At 55.9% G+C, this 680-nt stretch carries 1 protein-coding gene; it reads left to right on the forward strand.

Annotation, left to right across the window (positions count from 1 at the left end; genetic code table 11):
- Positions 1-680, forward strand: a 680-nt coding sequence (locus tag J5224_RS33070) for a methyl-accepting chemotaxis protein (RefSeq protein WP_264629136.1), incomplete at both ends; no start/stop codon positions are given.

The raw sequence follows: 680 nt of genomic DNA on the forward strand, positions 1-680 counted from the left end.
ATTTTGCTGACGGGATTGATTGTCGGGCTGCTGCTACTGTTTTTCACCGATCGCTATCTGGTGGCCTGTTTGGTGAAGCCACTCGATACGCTACGCGATCACTTCAGCGCTATCGCTTCCGGGCAACTCGGCAAGCCGATTCATGATTTTGGTCGTAACTGTGTGGGGCGGTTGCTGCCTCTGCTGCGGAATATGCAAACCAGTCTGGCGACGACGGTAAGCACCATTCGTTCCAGCACCGATGCCATCTACCTTGGCGCATCCGAGATTGCTTCCGGCAATAATGACCTTTCATCGCGTACTGAACATCAGGCTTCCGCACTGGAAGAGACGGCGGCCAGCATGGAGCAGTTGACCGCAACCGTCAAACAGAATGCGGAAAACGCCAATCACGCGAGCCAATTGGCGTTGCAAGCGTCCAATACGGCGAGAAAAGGGGGCGAGATTGTCGATAACGTGGTGAAAACCATGGCGGAGATTTCAGGAAGTTCAAAACGCATCGCCGAGATCACTACGGTGATCAACGGTATTGCGTTCCAGACCAACATCCTGGCGCTTAATGCCGCCGTTGAAGCGGCGCGGGCCGGTGAACAAGGGCGCGGTTTTGCGGTGGTCGCGGGTGAAGTACGCAGTCTGGCGCAGCGCAGTGCGCAGGCGGCAAAAGAGATCGAAGGGTTGAT

This window comes from Candidatus Symbiopectobacterium sp. NZEC135, from assembly GCF_025962695.1.